General features: G+C 55.2%; 16 protein-coding genes, 1 tRNA gene and 1 pseudogene. 13 read left to right on the plus strand and 5 right to left on the minus strand.

Going from position 1 to position 18,024, the window contains the following annotated elements; genetic code table 11:
* Window positions 1–176: 176 nt before the first annotated feature.
* Window positions 177–2,429, minus strand: a complete 2,253-nt coding sequence (gene recJ, locus Q0711_RS02290) for a single-stranded-DNA-specific exonuclease RecJ (RefSeq protein ID WP_299041465.1) — start codon at window positions 2,427–2,429, stop codon at window positions 177–179.
* Window positions 2,430–2,572: 143 nt separating this feature from the next.
* Between recJ and Q0711_RS02295 the strand changes: the two genes are divergently transcribed.
* The 6 genes from Q0711_RS02295 to Q0711_RS02320 are packed head-to-tail and all read left to right on the plus strand — an operon-like array spanning window position 2,573 to window position 8,357.
* Window positions 2,573–3,022: a hypothetical protein gene (locus Q0711_RS02295; protein ID WP_298612936.1), complete on the plus strand. Its 450-nt coding sequence runs from the start codon at window positions 2,573–2,575 to the stop codon at window positions 3,020–3,022.
* Between the two features lie 12 nt (window positions 3,023–3,034).
* Window positions 3,035–4,024, plus strand: a complete 990-nt coding sequence (locus Q0711_RS02300; RefSeq protein ID WP_298977332.1) for an o-succinylbenzoate synthase — start codon at window positions 3,035–3,037, stop codon at window positions 4,022–4,024.
* Window positions 4,025–4,047: 23 nt separating this feature from the next.
* On the plus strand, window positions 4,048–5,361 hold the full coding sequence (locus tag Q0711_RS02305; RefSeq protein WP_298612930.1) for a nicotinate phosphoribosyltransferase: 1,314 nt from the start codon (window positions 4,048–4,050) through the stop codon (window positions 5,359–5,361).
* On the plus strand, window positions 5,358–5,918 hold the full coding sequence (locus Q0711_RS02310) for a nicotinate-nucleotide adenylyltransferase (RefSeq protein ID WP_298612927.1): 561 nt from the start codon (window positions 5,358–5,360) through the stop codon (window positions 5,916–5,918). The genes Q0711_RS02305 and Q0711_RS02310 overlap by 4 nt, the downstream gene beginning before the upstream one ends.
* Entirely contained in the window at window positions 5,915–6,619 is a 705-nt protein-coding gene (locus Q0711_RS02315) for an NUDIX domain-containing protein (protein WP_298612922.1), read from the plus strand. The genes Q0711_RS02310 and Q0711_RS02315 overlap by 4 nt, the downstream gene beginning before the upstream one ends.
* 16 nt (window positions 6,620–6,635) lie before the next feature.
* Entirely contained in the window at window positions 6,636–8,357 is a 1,722-nt protein-coding gene (locus Q0711_RS02320; RefSeq protein ID WP_298617835.1) for an NAD+ synthase, read from the plus strand.
* Between the two features lie 7 nt (window positions 8,358–8,364).
* On the opposite strand, the gene Q0711_RS02325 is transcribed toward Q0711_RS02320, so the two are convergent.
* The 3 genes from Q0711_RS02325 to murC are packed head-to-tail and all read right to left on the minus strand — an operon-like array spanning window position 8,365 to window position 11,779.
* Entirely contained in the window at window positions 8,365–9,447 is a 1,083-nt protein-coding gene (locus tag Q0711_RS02325) for a glycosyltransferase (protein ID WP_298612916.1), read from the minus strand.
* A 5-nt stretch (window positions 9,448–9,452) separates the two neighbouring features.
* Complete coding sequence (gene murB / locus Q0711_RS02330) at window positions 9,453–10,358, minus strand: UDP-N-acetylmuramate dehydrogenase (protein WP_298977329.1); 906 nt, start codon at window positions 10,356–10,358, stop codon at window positions 9,453–9,455.
* Window positions 10,355–11,779 (minus strand): UDP-N-acetylmuramate--L-alanine ligase, encoded by a 1,425-nt coding sequence (murC, locus tag Q0711_RS02335; protein WP_366142739.1) that lies wholly within the window; start codon window positions 11,777–11,779, stop codon window positions 10,355–10,357. The genes murB and murC overlap by 4 nt, the downstream gene beginning before the upstream one ends.
* A gap of 368 nt (window positions 11,780–12,147) precedes the next feature.
* On the opposite strand from murC, the gene Q0711_RS02340 reads away from it, so the two are divergent.
* The 6 genes from Q0711_RS02340 (at window position 12,148) to fba (ending at window position 16,746) form a co-directional block, all read left to right on the plus strand.
* Entirely contained in the window at window positions 12,148–13,158 is a 1,011-nt protein-coding gene (locus tag Q0711_RS02340; RefSeq protein WP_298612909.1) for a Ycf66 family protein, read from the plus strand.
* A 156-nt stretch (window positions 13,159–13,314) separates the two neighbouring features.
* Window positions 13,315–13,446: a hypothetical protein gene (locus Q0711_RS02345; protein ID WP_298612905.1), complete on the plus strand. Its 132-nt coding sequence runs from the start codon at window positions 13,315–13,317 to the stop codon at window positions 13,444–13,446.
* Between the two features lie 205 nt (window positions 13,447–13,651).
* Window positions 13,652–13,855 carry a DUF2811 domain-containing protein gene (locus Q0711_RS02350; RefSeq protein ID WP_011056228.1) on the plus strand — a complete coding sequence of 68 codons (204 nt, stop codon included), beginning with the start codon at window positions 13,652–13,654 and terminating at the stop codon, window positions 13,853–13,855.
* Window positions 13,856–13,879: 24 nt separating this feature from the next.
* Window positions 13,880–15,283, plus strand: coding sequence for a protoporphyrinogen oxidase (gene hemG, locus Q0711_RS02355; RefSeq protein ID WP_298977324.1), 1,404 nt, complete (start codon window positions 13,880–13,882; stop codon window positions 15,281–15,283).
* A 2-nt stretch (window positions 15,284–15,285) separates the two neighbouring features.
* Window positions 15,286–15,531, plus strand: coding sequence for a type II toxin-antitoxin system HicB family antitoxin (locus Q0711_RS02360; protein WP_298612899.1), 246 nt, complete (start codon window positions 15,286–15,288; stop codon window positions 15,529–15,531).
* A gap of 135 nt (window positions 15,532–15,666) precedes the next feature.
* Entirely contained in the window at window positions 15,667–16,746 is a 1,080-nt protein-coding gene (gene fba, locus Q0711_RS02365; protein ID WP_298612897.1) for a class II fructose-bisphosphate aldolase, read from the plus strand.
* 106 nt (window positions 16,747–16,852) lie between these two features.
* Here fba and Q0711_RS02370 read toward each other — a convergent pair.
* Window positions 16,853–16,926, minus strand: a tRNA-Arg gene (locus Q0711_RS02370).
* A 117-nt stretch (window positions 16,927–17,043) separates the two neighbouring features.
* On the opposite strand from Q0711_RS02370, the pseudogene Q0711_RS02375 reads away from it, so the two are divergent.
* Window positions 17,044–18,024 (plus strand): annotated as a pseudogene (locus tag Q0711_RS02375) (hypothetical protein); the annotation flags it as partial.

Consider the following 18,024-nt stretch of genomic DNA (forward strand, 5'->3'; position numbering starts at 1 on the left):
GCTGCAGGGGTGCACCAAAGCAAGTTGTGGGTTACAGATTGAGGTGCTAGGCGGAGCGATCGCTCCTCTTCTGTGGTTGGTGTTGATTGTCAGTGTGTTCCTGCGTCGGCTCGTGTGTGTTCCTTAGGTTCCCTGTTAAAACCTGTTAAAAAGAGGTGTAGCCTATATATTTGAAGTTAGTGTGCTTCCTGAAGAGCTTGCAGCGGGGCGGTAGCAAAATAGCGACGGCGGAAATTCTCCTCGGCGATCGCTGCTGTGAAAGCTTCGAGGGCAATCGCTGTATCGGCAGAGGAGTTCACCTGTGGTGGCCACTTACACCAGACTTCCTCTGCGGTATAGAGAACCTTAACCCCTAGTGTCTCCAGCACCCTAAGGGCATAGTTCAAAGTGGCTGCTTCAATGCCAAGGTCTTTTTGGAGCTTCGCTCGCTGCAAACGCTTTCCCTGTTGACTGGCTTGGTGGCACTGCCTTAAGAATTCCTGCCACACCTTTAGGGCATCCTGTTCTGGGGGAAGAGAGTAGGCCAAAATTAATGGTTGTTGTTCCCTTCTGGCGCGCTGAATCCATTGGCGCCAGCTTTGCCGCGACTTGGGGCAGGTTTCGACGCGCAGGCCCTTGACGCTTGCCGCAGGGGGGCGATCGCGATAGTCCACAAGGAACTGAAAAGAGGCAGGTTGGATTACATTGGTGGCACTGGGTCGCAGGTCTTTAATGACTGCGGAGAGAGAATCCTGCCACTGCTCTAGCTCAATTACCAAATCACAGCATCCCTTTGGGCAATCCCCCACCTCATGATCCCACCACTTGGCAGGAAAGGTGTGCTGTCCCTGGGGATCGCGGAGCCACATAGAGACGTAGGTTCTTGAGGTCTGGCTACCCGTGAGGGAGTTATTGGTGAGTTGAGTCGGTTCCACATTGCGCACCAGCAATTGCGGGGGCGGGTGGTGGGTGGAGTCAAAGGGGGCAAGCACTTCCAGTTCCCGGAGTAACTCCCCATTGAGTTGATCCAAGGTCACTTCTAAGTCAATTCTCAACGGTTTTGGCGTGGCGCTGGCCGTGCCCTCCTGTTGGGCCAAAAATTGGTTAAGGGCCGCTGCCAACAGGGGAATGTGCTCTATTTTCAACTTAAGACCCGCCGCATAGGGGTGTCCGCCAAAGGCTTCAAATAAATGCCGCTGGCTATGCAGTGCCTCATAGAGATCCAAAAATCCATCAGAGCGCGCCGAACCCGCCGCCATGCCCGTTTCTGGATTGGTTTGAAGCAGAATAGCGGGTCGGCCATAGGTTTTGACAAGCTCACTGGCGACTAACCCCAAGAGACTTAGCGGCCACCCGTCATCCGTGAGCAGAATCACCCGCGATGTGGAGAGATCTAACTGCGCCACTTTGGCATGGGCAATTTTGGCAATTTCCTTTTGGCGTCGCCGCCGCTCTTTATTCACTTGTTCAATCCGCTGTGCCAAGCGTTGGGCTTCCCACTTGTCCTTGGTAGTCAAGAGGGTAACGAGAGGTCGCACATCCCCCTCGATACGACTGACGGCGTTGAGGCGGGGGGCAAGGCTAAAACTAATCTCCCGCTGCCGCACCGTATTTCTGACAGCAGGTTGCAAAAGTGCCGCAATGCCGGGGCGCAGGGTCTGACTCTTTTCCAGTTGCTCTAAGCCGCGCTGAGCCAAATAGCGGCACTCTCCCCTCAGTTCAACTAAATCGGCAATCAGGCCAATGGCCACCAGATCTAGGAGAGTCTCTAGGGCATACCCTTGGGTTTTCTCTGGCCATCTGGCATAGGCAGCTTCCAAAAACTTGTAGGCGACGCCAACCCCAGATAAATGACGTAGGGGATGCTCCCAAGGCAACTGCCGAGGATTGAGGAGCGCCGCTGCCCCCAAGGGCGTCGGTTCAAGGGTGTGGTGATCGGTCACAATGACCTCTATGCCGAGGGTACGGGCAAAGGCAATTTCAGCCCTGTTCGTACAGCCTGTATCACAGGTAATGATCAGGGAGACCCCTTTTTGGTGAAGGGTTTCCAAGCCATGGAAGGAAAGACCGTGGGAGTCTTGCTGGCGATTGGGAATATAAAAGTCCACGAGTTGCGCCCCCAAAAGGGGTTTTAACCCTTCCCAGAGGACGGCGGTAGCCGTGACCCCATCGGTATCAAAGTCTCCCCAGATGGCAACCTTTTCCTGTTGATCGAAGGCCTGTTGCAAGCGCTCTAGGGCAAGTGCCATTTCTGGAAACTCTAGGGGGGAGGCTGACCGGTAGCAGCGCCAATCTAAAAAAACTCGCACTTGTTGATCAAGATCACGATAGCCCCGCTGCCAAAGTAGCTGAGCGGTGATGGCCCCCGCAGGGGGGTGGCGTCTCTTCACTGCCTCGATGAAGTCCAAAGGGGCAGGGTCAGAAGGATAGAGCTGCCAAGGACGCTGCATTTACTCAATTCCGAGATAAAGGCAACCAAGACATTCTTTGATCATAGCGATCGCCCGCGACGGCTGCGGACGTCGGTAACAATTCCTGCTGCTTTCTTCCTCTGCAAATCGGGGAAAGATACAATCAGGACAGCCATTGGGGTATGCAGAACGTGAATCACACATTTCTCGTGGATGGGGGACGGTGGCTACTGAGGGGGACATGGTTAGAGGCCAATCAGGAGCCAATTCCGGTGACAGGAAAAATCCTTGTCTCCTACACTCAAGAGGACTGGTTTTCAATGGCCGCCAAGATTACGTTTCCCGACCAGGGGAAGCCAGAATTAATTTTGCAGTCGCGGGGGAAGTTGGAACTAGGGGAGCAAATGTTTACCTATGTGCTCCACCACAGTCTCCTTGGCCGGCTGGAGGGGGAAGGGTGGATTACCCCCCATGCCATTGTGCAACAATTCATCCTGCTGGGGGATGCCAGCCGCTGTACCGGCTTTGAGCACTACTGGCAACTAAGTGCTAATCACTACGCCCTCCTCAGCGGTATTTACAACAGCCATAGACTCAAACAGTTACTGGAGGCAACCCTTGAACGGGTCTAGGGAGCGGCAGAGGTGCGCTGGCAATGGCAGCTCTATGAGGAACCCCTTCGGGAACCCCTAGCAACGGCAAAGGGGCGCTGGCGATCGCGCCGTGGGATTCTCCTGCGTCTAGAAAATGACCAGGGCCAAGTGGGCTACGGGGAAATTGCCCCCCTCCCCGGCTGGGGCAGCGAAACCCTCCGTGCCGATATTGCCCTGTGTCAGCAGTTGCCTCGCCACCTGACCGCCGAGATCATTGCCACGCTGCCTGAAACATTACCCGCTGCCCAGTTTGGTTTTGCCACCGCATGGCAGAGTGTGGGGCAGCTCCCCTATCGGGTACGCCCTTGGCCGCTCTGTGCTCTTCTAGGCAGTGGTAGTGCCGCCCTGACTCAGTGGCAGGTGCCTTGGCAGCGGGGCGCAACCACCTTTAAGTGGAAAGTGGGTGTCATGTCCCCAGAAGCTGAGCAGGGGATTCTCAGGGAGTTACTGGCAGTCCTGCCCCAGGGCACACAATTGCGTCTGGATGCCAATGGTGCTTGGGATTTGGCAACTGCTGAGGGCTGGTTCGGCTGGCTGGAGCGTTATGGGGCGGGTAAAATTGAGTATGTGGAGCAACCACTACCCCCGAACCAGCAGCTCGCCCTCCTCACCCTAGCCCGAAGGGTAACTACAGCGATTGCCCTTGATGAGAGCGTGGTCAGTGCACCTGAGTTGAAACGTTGGCTAGAGTGGGGGTGGCCGGGACTCTTTGTGATTAAGCCAGCGCTGTTTGGCTCCCCAGAACGCTTGAATGTCCTGTTGCGTGAAGGTTTAGAACCGCAGCGGCTGGTCTTTTCCTCGGCGCTAGAAGGGGCGATCGCCCGCACGGCAATTTTTCAGCTTTTGGAAACTTGGCAGCCCTGTCGCGCCCTTGGTTTTGGGGTCGAACGCTGGCGATCGGCTCCCCTGCTGACCACCTTGGCCGACTATAGGGCAGAATGGCATCGCCTTAGCAATTATGGTAAAAGTTACTCTAAATAAAATATCTTTGGTATCCCAGAGCAATGACAGGTTTGACCTTGGCCGCCAGTGACTACAGTTTGCTGACGGATCTCTACCAATTGACAATGGCGGCCACCTATGCGGGCGAAGATTTGGCGTGGACGCCTGCCAGTTTTGAACTGAGTGTGCGGCGACTGCCCCGAGGGTGTACCTATTTGGTGGCCATGGGCTTGGCTCAGGTACTGGAATACCTACAGCAGGTGCACTTTACGCCTGAGCAAATTGATTACCTGAAAAGTCTAGCGGTGTTTGAGCGCTCACCCGCTGCCTTTTGGACTCTGTTGAGCCAGAGTCGGTTTCAAGGGGATGTGTGGGCCGTGCCGGAGGGGACGGTTGTCTTTGCCCAAGAACCGCTGCTGCGGATTGAGGCTCCCCTCTGGCAAGCCCAGTGGCTAGAAACCTGTCTGCTGAATATTGTGAACTACCAAACGCTTGTGGCCACCCGCGCTTCACGGCTGCGACAGTTGGTGGGCGAACAGATTGGGCTACTGGAATTTGGCACACGGCGCGCCTTTAGCCCTCAAGCTTCCCTCTGGGCAGCCCGCTCAGCTCTCGCCGTTGGATTTACAGCCACCTCCAATGTCTTGGCAGCGCAGCAACTGGGGGTTGCCCCTACAGGCACGATGGCCCATTCCCTCGTGATGGCGATCGCCACCCTAAGGGGCAGCGAACAGGATGCCTTTACGGTCTTCTTGCACTACTATCCAGAGGGGGCACTCTTGGTGGATACCTATGATACCCTCGCTGCCGTTGCCACCCTTGCCGATCGCCAAGCGGCGGGGGAAATTGTGGTCAAAGCCGTGCGCATTGATTCGGGGGATCTCCTGACTCTTTCTCAGAAAATCCGCCAACTTCTGCCTCAAGCCAAAATCATTGCCAGTGGCGACCTCGATGAAGGGGAAATCCGCCGTTTAATGGCAGGCGGTGCCTGTATTGATGTCTATGGCATTGGCACCAAGCTGGTTACAGGCGACCCTGTCAATGGGGTCTATAAGCTGGTGGAGATCAATGGGCAGGCAGTCATGAAGGTCTCCAGGGGCAAAATGACCTTACCCGGACGCAAGCAAATTTATCGCCGCCCCAGTGGTGATTGCCTTGCCCTTGCCACCGAGGAAAATGTTTGGGGCAGACCCCTCTTGGAACTGGTGATGAAGGAAGGGCGCCCCCTCCATCCACCGGAGTCCTTGGAGACAATTCGCGATCGCCACCGTGCCAGCCTAGCGGAATTGCCCGAAACCCTCTTGGAGGTGACCCAGCCGGTGATCTATTCCCCTGCCCTAGAAGCTTTGATTCAACAGTTACGCCAGCGGCCATGACCATTGCCCTTTTTGGAACCAGTGCCGACCCCCCCACCGCTGCCCATGGGGATATTTTGTGCTGGTTGAGCGATCGCTATGACCGCGTGCTAGTGTGGGCTGCCGATAACCCCTTCAAAGGGCAGCAAACCCCCTTGCCCTATCGCCAAGCCATGCTCAATCTCCTGGTGCGCAGCCTCAACCGCCCCAATATCGAACATCGTCCGGAACTCAGTTATCCCTACACCCTCCATTCCGTCGAGCGGGCAAAGCAGCAGTGGCCCGGTGAGCCGCTCACGCTGGTGGTGGGCAGTGATGTCCTCGCTAAGCTGCCCCAGTGGTATCAGGCCGAAAAACTTCTTGCTCAGGTCAATCTCCTAGTCTTACAGCGCCCCGGTGTGGTTATTGACCCCCCAGATTGGCAGGCCGTGGAACAGCTGTGTTCCCATGTAGAACTGGCCGACTATCGCGGGCCAGCGGTTTCCTCCACCGCTTATCGGCAGCAGCGGGATGAACAGCAACTCCTGCCGGCGATCGCCCAGTATATTCAGCAGCAAGGACTCTACTCCCAGCCATGAGCGCCTCCTCTTTGCCCCTGGCAGAATTTGTCGTCGGCGTGGACAACGTCATTTTCTCCGTGGATACGGATCAAAATCGCCTCCTTGTGCTCTTGGTACAGCGACAACAGTTTCCCTTTGCAGGCTATTGGAGTCTCCCCGGTACCCTTGTGCGGCAGGGGGAATCCCTCGAAGCGGCGGCCTATCGCACCCTCGCGGAAAAAATTCGCGTCAATAACCTCTACCTAGAGCAACTGTACACCTTTGACGAACCGCCCCGAGAGCTGCGCGAGATCCCTAGGCGCTACCTCTCGGTGAGCTACTTTGCTTTGGTGCGTTTTGCCGATGCCGAACTGATTGCAGCGGCGGAGTCTCCGGTGCAGTGGTTTGCCCTCAATGCCTGCCCCGACCTGGCCTTTGATCACAGCAAAATTTTGGCCTATGGACATCGCCGCCTCTGCAATAAGCTGGAGTATAGTCCCGTGGCCTTTGATGTGCTGCCAGAGTATTTCACCCTCAATGATCTGTACCAGTTCTATAGTGCGGTTTTGGGAGCCAACTTTGCCGACTACTCCAATTTTCGCTCCCGCCTCCTGAAACTCGGCATTTTGCAGGATACGCAGCAAAAAGTGATCCGCGGGGCGGGTCGACCGGCAACGCTCTACCGATTTAATCGTGAGGCCTTTGCGCCCCTCAAGGATAAACCCCTGGTCTTTGTTTAATTTTTGAGGAATCTCCATGGCTGTGCATTTGTGGATTGCGCAACTTAACCCCACTGTCGGCAGTCTCAAGGCCAATGCCCAAGCCCTTCTCGCCGCAGTCCACCAGATCCGCAGCCAGCACCCTCTGGATCTACTCATTACCTCTGAGCTAGCGTTGTGTGGCTATCCCCCTAAAGATCTGCTGCTCAACCGCTATTTTGTGGAAGCTATGCAAGCGGAGCTGCACCACCTTGCCGCTGTCCTGCCGCCGGAGGTGGCTGTTTTGGTGGGCACAGTGCTCCCCAATCCCACGGCGGGGGTCAAGGGGGAAAAGCCGCTCTACAACGGCGCAGCACTCCTTCAAGGGGGACAGGTGCAACAGGTCTTTGCCAAGCAGTTGTTGCCCACCTATGATGTCTTTGATGAATGCCGCTATTTTGCCCCCGGCAGTACCGAGAATCTCTTTACTTTAACCACGGCCACGGAGCAAGTGAAAATTGGCGTCACTATCTGTGAAGACCTGTGGAACAATGAGCAGTTTTGGGGAGAGCGGTACTACCAACGCAATCCCGTTGCTGAATTGGTGGCGCAAGGCGCAGAGCTGATTGTGAATCTTTCGGCATCGCCCTACTGTGTGGGAAAGCCTAAGTTGCGGCGGGCCTTGATTGAACATACGGCTCAGCAATATGGCTGCCCCTTGATCTATGCCAATCAGGTGGGGGGCAATGATGACTTGATTTTTGACGGCAGCAGCTTGGCGGTGAATCGGCAGGGGCACATCGTTGGTCAAGCTCAGGGCTTTCAAGAAGATCTCCTCCCCCTGCGCTGGGAAGGGGGAGATTTGCAACCGACGGCGATCGCCCCCCCGGCCAGCAGTGAAACCGAAGAAATTTGGCAAGCCTTGGTTTTGGGAGTGCGGGACTATGCCCGTAAGTGTGGCTTTCAACGGGTGGTGATTGGTCTCAGTGGGGGGATTGATTCAGCGTTAGTGGCGGCCATTGCCACCGCGGCCCTTGGCAACCAACAGGTGTTGGGGGTTTTAATGCCCTCCCCCTATAGTTCGGATCATTCGGTTATTGATGCCAAGGACTTAGCGGCCAATTTGGGCATTGCGACGCAGGTCTTACCGATTGCGCCATTGATGCAAGCCTACAGTGAGGTCTTGGCACCGCTCTTTGCCGGTACTCCCAGTGGCGTTGCCGAGGAAAATATCCAAGCCCGCATTCGCGGCACCCTCCTGATGGCGATCGCCAATAAGTTTGGCCACTTACTGATTTCCACAGGCAATAAATCTGAACTGGCGGTGGGCTACTGCACCCTCTACGGCGACATGAATGGCGGGCTAGCGGCCATTGCCGATGTTCCCAAAACCCGTGTCTATGAACTCTGCCATTGGCTAAATCAGCAGGCCGCCCAGGGGTATCCCATTCCCAATCTCACGATTACAGGTTCCGTCGTGATTCCCCCCCATATTCTCACCAAAGCCCCCAGCGCCGAACTCAAGCCCGGCCAAACCGATCAGGATAGCCTACCGCCCTACGAGATTCTCGATGGCATTTTGGCGCGGATGATCGATCGCCACCAGTCAGATCAAGAAATCGCTGCTCAGGGATACGATCTCGATCTTGTGCGGCGGGTGCGCCGCCTAGTTCAACGGGCGGAATTCAAGCGCCAGCAGGCAGCGCCGGGCTTAAAAATTACCGATCGCGCCTTTGGTTCAGGTTGGCGAATGCCGATCGCCGCCCAGTGGTCTGCCTAAGCCAGGCTTAAGGGGAGAGCAAGCCCATGGCTTGGAGTTCTTGGCTGAGGCGCTGGGCTTCCGCAGGATCTTGATCTCGCCATAGGCTAATGGCGTGATGTAGTTTCTCAAGGGCAGCCCTCATCTGCCCTAAGCGCAGCAGCAGTGCCCCCTGATTTTGGTAGGCCAGAGCGCAGGTGGGATCAATCTGTTGTACCCGCTCATAGGTAGCAAGGGCATCGCCCCAGCGTTTTAATTGCTTTTGGGCGTCCGCTAGCCGCAGGTAGGTGGCAAGATGCATCACCTCAGGGGTGGGTGTTTCTAAAGCCGTTTCATAGGCTGCAATTGCCGCTTGCCACTCGCCGCGTTCGGCATAGAGATTCCCCTGCTGATAGTGGAGTTCATGGGCGATCGCCGGGGGGAGTGTCTTGGCCCTTAAGCCCTGTTCTAAACACTGCTGAGCCTGCTCCAGGTCACCTCTGGCCAGATAGACACCGGCAAGTTTACTCCACAGGTAGGCATCCTCAGGGTGCTGCTCAAGATAGCGGCGCATGATCCGTTCAGCGCGCTCCTGTTTTTGTTGTCGCTGAGCGCCAAGATAGCCGCTGTGGACAATCGCAACCCCATTCACTTGCGCAATTTGCCAGTGGGGTTCCCGCTGTTGTAGGGCAAGAGCGCTGTCATCAATTGTTTCGTGGTAGGCACGCTGAAAGAAGAGGTCTGGATGGTGACGAAAGAGCCGAGACACATAGGTGTAGGGGGGCACCACACCCAATTCCTGCCGTAGGAGTGTCACCACAAGCCACCGGGGTTGTTGGCAAATCTCAGGCAGTGCAGCAGCAAAGGCGGGAGTGAGGGTTTCATCGGCATCAAGAACCAGCACCCACTCCGTCGTGACATATTTCAGGGCAATGTTGCGAGCTGCAGCAAAATCCTCTTCCCAAGGAGCTTCATAGACCCGCGCGCCCCAATCGCGGGCGATCGCCACCGTATCATCCTGGGAGCCTGTATCCACAATCACCGCCTCATCCACAACACCAGCCACACTGGCAAGGCAATGGGGCAAGCGTTCCGCCTCGTCGCGCACAATCATGCAGAGGGTAATGGCCATAGGAACTAGGCAAAGTCACCAATCAGCTTGACTTCTGGGTGCAACCACACCGACCAGCGATCGGCCACCGCCCTTTGCACATGGCGGATCAAACGATAGACATCCATGGCCGTTGCCCCGCCACAGTTGAGGATAAAGTTGGCATGTTTTTCAGACACTTGAGCACGGCCAATCTGATAGCCCTTCAGACCCGTTTGCTCAATTAACCAACCCGCTGTTTGCGCGGGGGGATTGCGAAAGACACTGCCACAGTTGGGGAAATCATAGGGCTGCGTCCGCAGGCGATCGCTCAGGTGTTTTTGGGTTGCTGCCTTGACTTGCGCCGGATCATGGCCGGGTTCCAACTGCCATGTAGCTTGCAGTACCAGGCGCTGCGTCTCCTGAAGACAGGAGGTGCGGTAGGCATAGCCCAACTCCCGTGCCGACACTACTGCCAACGTGCCATCGGGTTCTAAAATAACTGCCGACACCAGCCGCTCCGCTGCACAGCCACCGTGGGCACCCGCATTCATCACCACTGCCCCGCCTACGGTGCCGGGGATGCCGACCATCCACTCCAGACCGTGCCAGCCCAGTTTTGCCACATGGTGAGCCAACCTAGGCAAGGGATAACCCGCCCCTACCGTGAGCTGTCCAGTCTCTAAATCACTTTTGAGATAGCGTAGATGCTTGGTGGAGATCACTAGCCCCGGCACCCCGCGATCGCTGACCAACAGATTAGACCCTGCCCCCAAAACGGTAATCGGCAGTTCCTGTGCCTGTGCCCAGGTATAGGCCGCTTGCAATTCGGCAACTGTACGGGGTTCCACTAACCATTCGGCAGAGCCACCCACACCGAGGGTGGTAAATTCCGCAAGGGAAACTTGACGTTGCAGGGGGCACTGGGTTTGTGGCAGGCAGGCCAAGGTCATAGGGCGATCGCCTCGGTAAGGGAAGAGACACTTAATTGTGCTTGATCCGCCATGACAGACGGAATCAGTTGATTGAGGTTGCCAGCCCCCAGGAAGATAACCAGATCTCCCGGTTGCAGCAACTGTGCCAGGCGATTTTGTACCGCTTCAAGGGTAGGACAGTAATCCACGGAAGGATGATACTGGCGGGTATAGGTGGCAACATCGGCCCCACTAATTGTGCCGGGATTAGGTTCGCCGGCACCATAAATATCCGTCAAGATCACGTGATCCGCCGCGGTGAAGCAGCGGGCAAAGGCATCGAGAAAGGTTTGTGTACGGCTATAGCGATGGGGTTGAAACACCGCTACGATCCGTTGCCAAGGGGCTTGAGTACCCGCTTGCAGACGGGCTGCCTCTAGGGTTGCCCTAATTTCGCTGGGGTGGTGCGCATAGTCATCAATGAAGCGAATCCCATTCACCTGTCCGCGTTCTTCAAAGCGGCGGCGGGCACCGCGGAACTCCAAAAGGGCAGCAGCAATGGTGGCAAAGTCAATGCCAAGATAACGTCCCACTGCAATCACCGCCAGGGCATTTTGCAGGTTGTGGGCTCCCAGGACATTCAGTTGCAGAATTCCAAGGGAGGTGCCCCGCTCCCAAACCCGTGCCGTCGTGCCCTCAAAGGTGTATTGAATATGATCTACACAATAGTCCACCGCCGCTTGCCGCTGAAGGCTATAGGTCAACAGGCGCGGGTGGTGCAGGCGATCGCGGATATTCGGACAGTCGGCACAGCCAATCACAATCTCTGCCTGATTGGCAAACTGCTGAAACGTGGCCACTACTTCTTCAAGAGAATGGTAGTGATCGGGGTGGTCAAGCTCGATATTAGTAATGACGCCAATATGGGGATGGAATTTGCGCAGGGAGCCATCGGACTCATCCGCTTCAGCAACAAGGTAAGGACCTTGACCCACACGGGCGTTGCCCTGCCAAGCCGCCACTTCACCGCCGACAATAATTGTTGGATCCAGCCCCGCCTGCAACAGCAGATAGGCAATCATGCTGCTGGTGGTTGTCTTGCCGTGGGTACCAGCAACGGCAATACTTTGGCTGCGGTGCATCAGTGCAGCCAACACATCGGAACGGTGAAAAATGGGACAGCCTAACTCTTGAGCCGCTTGATATTCGGGGTTATCGCTGCGAATGGCAGTGGAGCAGATGACTTGAGGAAGAGGGGTAAAGGGATAGCTTTCAAGGTTGGCGGCACTCTGGCCAATAAAAATCTGCACACCTAACTCAGCCAGTTGCTCGGTCAAACGGTTAGGGTGCAAATCTGACCCAGAGACCTTAAAGCCCTGCTTGGCAAGAATATAGGCAAGGGCTGACATACCAATACCACCAATGCCAATGAAGTGGAATGGACGCTCGCTAAACTCCATCACTGGCCGCTTTGCCACAAACAACTCCTTCGCTCCACCCAAAAGAAGTACCTTAAAGTTAATTAGCTAGTATCAATAGACTAATATCAATGAATAGACGAATACCAGTAAGCATAAATTCCTAGGCTCATCATAGCAGGTCGCCCTCCCTCCCTATGGGCTAATACTGGCAGATCCAAGGCAAATATGTCATCCTCAGCCAATAATTTCTCGCAAACAGTTTCTCCCTGATGCTTTGACCATAGTTCTGCTTGGACATGGGGAGATTCGACAAAGAATAAACTCTAGCAGAGACAAATTCAGTGCGGTGTAAGGTAGAAGGTTGATACCGCCTTGTCGGTGTGTTGTTATCTTGCTGAGGACTGGGAATGCTGACGAACTTACTGGCTTGGAGTATGGCGATCGCCAGTTTAGGTTTGTATCTGTTGGGGTTCTTCCTACCGGAGCTGTACCGTAGGTTTGATCTGATAGCCAGTGGCGCGGGATTATTCTTTGCTTTGACCCTGTGGATCTATGGCGATCGCCTTGGCGGGGGCTTACTTTTGGGAACAACAGCCGCCGTAGCTCTAATTCTTTGGTTTGGTTGGCAGACCCTCAGCTATCGCTGGCAACTCACTTACCCCGGCGATCGCACCGATACCCAAAAAGCCCAAGCTCTTTGGCAAAAAGTCCGGTCTCTGCTGCCCGCAGGTGCCCTTGCCAAAATCGGTGAACAACTGCAAGGTCTGATCGCTCCCCTGCGCGATCGCCTCCAGAAGCAGCCGGATCGCCCCCCGCTGCCCGTGGATACCCCACCCCCGCCCATGGATACCGGCAACATCAAAGAAGACCTGTGGACAGGGGAAACAGCGACCTCCGGTACCGCTGCTCAACAATCTACCCCTTCCACAGGATCAGAACAAGCTGCCGAACCTGAACCGACACCAACACCCCTTGAAGAAACAACGACTGGCGCCACCGCCGCTACTCCAACAGACACACCGACTAACCTGCCTCCCGCAGGAGTTACCGAAACACCCACATCACCCCCAGTGACTGCCCCAGAGGAGCCTAGTGTTGAGGCACCGCAGCCGCCAACTGCCAGCACCCCAGAGGAGCCAGAACCGGCAACGGCGACGGCTTCGGAAGACCCTGTGGCCAGCTCGCAAGAACAAGCCCCTCCTGAAACCGTAGCAGTGACGCTCCCTGAGACAGCGGTGGATGCTCCAGAACCCACGGTGACCCCTGAATCGCACACCTCTGCCGCCGGTCTCCTAGGGAATATTCCCGAAAGTAGCGACAGTGAAGATGAGGCTACCCCAGAGGGGTCAACCATTGAGAATCCAGAGCATCCTGCCCCTGAGGACGATGACTGGCCGCCCCGTGAAGCCCGTCTTTAATAAAGTCATGAATCCCTGACTTTTTACTTCTTTATTTTCTCCGAGGCAAACCTTAATAGAATCTTAATTTTCCCCTAACTTTCCCCAAAAATTCCTCAATTTTCCCAAGGTTTTCCACAGATTAAGGGGGAGTTTTCCACAGGTCTTCACGGTGGGATGGCATTTCAAGCCATTTCTGGGGATAACCGCCTGTGGCGGGTTGGGGAAAACGTGAGGCGCGCTAAAAGTCTGGAAATGCTCATTCTGTCGTGGATTGCGATCGCCAAGATAGGTGAAAACAAGGATTGACAGACCCTAGGACAACCCGGACAATGGAGTTCCACGGATAGAGATTTGCTTGCTCTGAAACCCTGTGAAAGAGGCTTCAATCCCGCTTCCAGACTGAAGCTGGGGGATGGAGTCAGGGCTTTTGTCGGCGTTTTCCACAGGTTCACTGAGAGCGAGCGGATTGCCCCTGCGATTTTATCTTGGTTTTATTGAGGTAACTCACGGTATGAACGCTCAAGCCACCATCAGTATTCTGGCCGAGATTCCAGAGGAGCTACATGAAACCCTGAAATACTACCTCGAACGGCATCCCGACTGGGATCAGGATCGCGTTTTTGTGGCTGCACTGTCGCTCTTTTTGCTGCAAAATGGAGAATGCGATCGCCGCACGGCACGGGTCTATCTCGACTCGTTGTTTAAGCGATCCTAACCCCTTTGGAGGGCAACAAAACGGGTGAGTGAGGTAGATGTCGCAATTGTGGGGGGTGGCCTCAGCGGCCTGAGTACTGCTTGGCGGTTGCAGCAAACCGCTCCTCAGTACAGCCTGGTTCTCCTAGAGGCCAGCGATCGCCTTGGCGGCAATATCACGACGCAAGCAGCAGAGGGCTTTATCTGGGAATTAGGCCCCAATAGCTTTGCGCCTACACCTGCTTTACTGCAACTAATTGCTGAGGTGGGTTTACAGTCCGAGCTGATTCGGGGCGATCGCCACCTACCGCGCTACATCTACTGGCGGGGGCAACTCTACCCCCTAGAACCCACCCGTCCCCTTGCCTTGGTCACCTCAAATCTTCTTAGCCCTTGGGGAAAAGTGCGGGCCGCCCTTGGCGCGTTAGGGTTTGTCCCCCCCTATCTAGGCAGCGGCGACGAATCGGTGAGTTCCTTTTTCCGCCGCCATTTGGGGCAAGAGGTGGTTGAACGGCTGGTATCCCCCTTTGTCTCTGGGGTTTATGCGGGTGATCCACAACAGTTGAGTGTCGCTGCGGCGTTTCGCCGTATTGCTCAACTGGAGAAACTAGGCGGTGGCCTCATTGCCGGTGCCCTGCGCCTACGGCGTCAACAGCCCCCTCAACCAAAGCCCCTTGCGGATGTGCAGATGCGCGCCGGGGAACTTGGCTCCTTTAAGCAAGGCCTAGCCGCGCTGCCTCGGGCGATCGCCCAGCACCTGAAGGCACCGATTCATCTAGAAACCCCCGTTCAAGAGATCACCCCAGAACCTAAGGGTGGCTACTTGCTGCGCAGTGGGGAGCAAACATGGCACGCCCGCAGTGTTGTGTTGGCAACGCCCGCCTATCAAAGCGCAGCGTTGGTGGCACCTTTTCGGCCGGCGATCGCCCAGGTTTTGGCCAGCATTCCCTATCCCACCGTCGCCTGTGTGGTCTTGGCCTATCCCGCTGGACTAGGGCGCAGCGTCCGCCCCGGCTTTGGGGTACTGATTCCTCGCAGTCAGGGCATCCGTACCCTTGGCACCATTTGGTCGTCCTGTCTCTTTCCCCAACGTACTCCCGCCGGTTGGCAAGTCTTTACGAGTTTTATTGGCGGTGCCACCGATCCTGATTTGGCCAGCCTGAGCGAAGAAGCCATTGTCCAGCAGGTTCAGCAGGATTTGAGCCGACTCCTTGAGCTACCTGCCGCCAAGGCACGGTTACTTGGTATGAAGGTATGGCAGCGGGCGATTCCCCAATACATGGTGGGCTACCCTGAGCAGTGGCAGCAGGTGACCGATGCCCTGCGTCAAACCCCTGGCCTTTTCCTGTGTAGTAACTATGCTGAGGGTGTCGCCTTGGGCGATCGCGTTGACCATGGCAATCGAACTGCCGCTGCTGTTACTGCCTACCTTTCAGGAGGCCACCCCTAGGGATGTCGCTGTCGGACTATATGCATGCGGCGCTTGAGCGGGCTGTCTATCACTTCAATAGGGAGGATGGCCTCATCTACGGTGAAATCCCTGGCTTGGAGGGTGTGCGTGGCAAAGGCAAAACAGTCCTTGAGTGTCGTGAGCATCTCTGCGAACTCTTGGAGGATTGGATCTATTTCCATGTCTCGCGGGGAATTCCTGTCCCTGTCATCAACGGCATTGAAGTTCCTGTGCGCGAGATTTTCTAATTTTTAGGGAAAGCCTTGGCATTCTCAATGAGGGGGCGATCGCTCCTCTGTGACATAAACGAGCAAACATAGCCTAAGATTATCGGTAAGGTCAACGAAGCGATACATCCGCTCTACTAAGGAGGACATCACCCTATGGCACTCGTACCCATGCGCTTGCTGCTGGATCACGCAGCCGAAAATGGTTACGGCATTCCCGCCTTCAACGTCAACAACATGGAGCAAATCCAAGCCATCATGCAGGCAGCCCATGAAACCGACAGTCCCGTGATTTTGCAAGCCTCGCGGGGTGCCCGTAAATATGCCGGAGAAAACTTCCTGCGTCACCTGATTTTGGCTGCGGTGGAAACCTACCCCCACATTCCCGTTGTCATGCACCAAGACCATGGTAACGAGCCTGCCACCTGCTACTCTGCTATTCGCAACGGCTTTACCAGTGTGATGATGGATGGCTCCCTCCTCGCCGACGCCAAAACCCCCGCCAGCTATGAATACAACGTTGCCGTCACCAGTGAAGTAGTGAAAGTCGCGCACTCCATTGGGGTTTCCGTAGAAGGCGAGCTGGGCTGCCTTGGCTCCTTGGAAACCGGTAAAGGGGAAGCCGAAGATGGCCACGGGTTTGAAGGTGCCCTCGATCACTCGATGCTGCTCACCGACCCGGATCAGGCCGTGGATTTTGTGGAGCGCACCCAAGTGGATGCCTTGGCGGTGGCCATTGGCACCAGCCACGGTGCCTATAAATTTAGCCGCAAACCCACCGGTGAAATTCTTGCCATCAGCCGCGTGGAAGAAATCCACCGCCGTCTGCCCAACACCCACCTGGTGATGCACGGTTCTAGCTCAGTGCCCCAAGACTTGATTGACATTATTAACCAGTACGGTGGTGCCATTCCCGAAACCTATGGCGTGCCTGTAGAAGAAATCCAAAAGGGGATCAAGAGTGGCGTGCGTAAAATCAACATTGACACCGATAACCGCCTAGCGATTACCGCTGCGGTACGTGAAGCCTTGGCCTTAGCACCCAAGGAATTTGACCCCCGTCACTTCTTGAAGCCGTCCATTAAATATATGCAAAAAGTCTGTGCCGATCGCTATCAGCAATTTGGTACCGCCGGCAACGCCAGTAAAATTAAGCAACTCAGCCTCGATGACTATGCCGCCAAATATGCCAAAGGTGAACTCAAACAAGTGACTCAGAAAACCGTGGTGGTCTAGCCGGTCGGCAATGGCTGAGCAACCATAAAAATTCGATAGAGGGTGGCAACGGTCACCCTTTTTTGTTTGAATTAATAATTTGCAATACTTTTGTCAATTGACTCAACGGGCTTGGAGGGACTCGAACCCCCGACCTGCTGATCCGTAGTCAGCCGCTCTAATCCACTAAGCTACAAGCCCAAGTCAGGAACACTATAGTAGCATGAATTCCAAGCAAGATGAAAGGGGGGATAGAAAATTTGCTCATTGTATGCCATCGTCGGGAGCGAAGGCCGTTGACCTAAACGGAGGGGATTCATGCTGAAGAAATACCACCGTTGGTTGCTGATGACTCCCCATCTACCGCGATCGCCAGTGGCTTTTGGTCTGAGTCTGGCTGCGCTTGCCCTACTAGATTGCGGTGCCAATCTTGTCTTTACTCACCTTAAACAGACTACCCCCAACCTTATTACTGGGTTGATTGCCGGTACCTTTGACACCAGTTTTGCCCCAGAGGTCTGGCTAGCGGTTATCGGTCTGACCTTAGGCACATTAATTATCGTCATTTCGATTGCGGCGCAAAATATTCCCAAGATTACTGAACTGTACATGCAGGACTGGACAAGCCTGATCTACGTTTGGTGTCTGCTGTTGGGGGGTGCCCATATCTTCTACATCAAGATTTTGCAAACCTTGGGAAGGCAGCCCGTTGGCAGCCTCCTCTTAAATTTATATGGGCTATTACCCTTGGCGATTTTGACGGCACTGCCCTACATCTTCTATATCCTCAAGTCCATTCAGCCAGAAAGCGTGGCTCAGCAAATTTACCGTCGCCAGTATCACTACATGGCCCAACTTGGTGTTGTTCTCAAGGAGGGGGGAGGCTATCCAGCGCAGTTCTTGCGCCGTAGTCAAGCTTATCTACTTGAGGGACTGAACCAACTGGAGGATCTGCTAACCTATGTGGCCTTTCGCGGAGCACAAGCCGAGATTATTGGCGTGGTCAGTGAATTGCTTCAGCACTATATCAGTTGCAAGCCCAATTATCCAGCCTATTTTTTTCGCCTCAGCGGTGCGGTGATGGGAGATATTGCCTTCAAGACGATGTTTGACCAGTTTAGCCAGATTGAAGAGAACCACACCTTCTATGAGCAGAAGTGCTTTCGGCTCCTAGGGAATGCCTATGTACGCTTTTTGGAGGAGGAGCAGTTTCCTTTGGCGTCGCTGTGTGGCTCTGAAATGTGTGCGATCGCCCACCCCATTCTCAGTATGGGCGATGACACGTTACTGGAGTTAATC

Source organism: uncultured Thermosynechococcus sp. (genome assembly GCF_937958135.1).
Classification (GTDB): Bacteria; Cyanobacteriota; Cyanobacteriia; order Thermosynechococcales; family Thermosynechococcaceae; genus Thermosynechococcus.